Consider the following 635-nt stretch of genomic DNA (forward strand, 5'->3'; position numbering starts at 1 on the left):
ACCAATACGTTCTACTAAACCTTTTGTAACAACTGTTTCTTCAGGCATATTTAAAAGTTGAAATTTCAATGATGAACTACCTGCATTTATTGCAATAATTTTTGCCATTCGCTTTGACCGCTCCTTTTTTTCCTCTTAACTTCTTTTATCCTCTTCCATTTAAGCACCAGCGATTCATCATTTCAAGTTTATTCGCCTTTTTTCTACTTTTTTCGCCTATATTCTTTATTTTCAGAAATGAAATCGTTTTTTTAAAAGGCTGTTTTCGCATACATTGTTGTTTTTGGTACGTGTTCTCCTCATGTTCGTTCCATTGCGCTCCAGCCACTCGCACCCGCAAGGAGGTGTCGAGTGACTTCCGCTCCATTTCACTACGAGACAAAACGTTCCTTCACAGCAACACTCTTTACGAAACAGCCTTTATTAAAAAAAAGACACTGAAAAGATACAATCGACCTTTTCAGTGTCTCTAAAATGAACCTTTTTCTTCTATTTAGTTACGTTCAACAATAAGTGCTGTTCCTTGACCGCCACCGATACAAAGCGTCGCTAAACCGCGCTTCGCATCTCTGCGCTGCATTTCATGTAACAAAGTTACTAACACACGTGTACCAGAAGCCCCTACAGGGTGACCT

General features: G+C 39.2%; 1 protein-coding gene and 1 pseudogene. Both read right to left on the reverse strand.

The features are described 5' to 3' along the window. Positions 1-108 (reverse strand): hypothetical protein (locus KH400_RS20815; protein ID WP_217227910.1); only part of this gene is annotated, 108 nt, incomplete at its 3' end. Between the two features lie 385 nt (positions 109-493). Beyond that, a pseudogene (locus KH400_RS20820) lies at positions 494-635 on the reverse strand (acetyl-CoA C-acyltransferase); the annotation flags it as partial.

Origin of the sequence: Desertibacillus haloalkaliphilus (genome assembly GCF_019039105.1) — a bacterium.
In the GTDB taxonomy this organism is placed as follows: domain Bacteria; phylum Bacillota; class Bacilli; order Bacillales; family KJ1-10-99; genus Desertibacillus; species Desertibacillus haloalkaliphilus.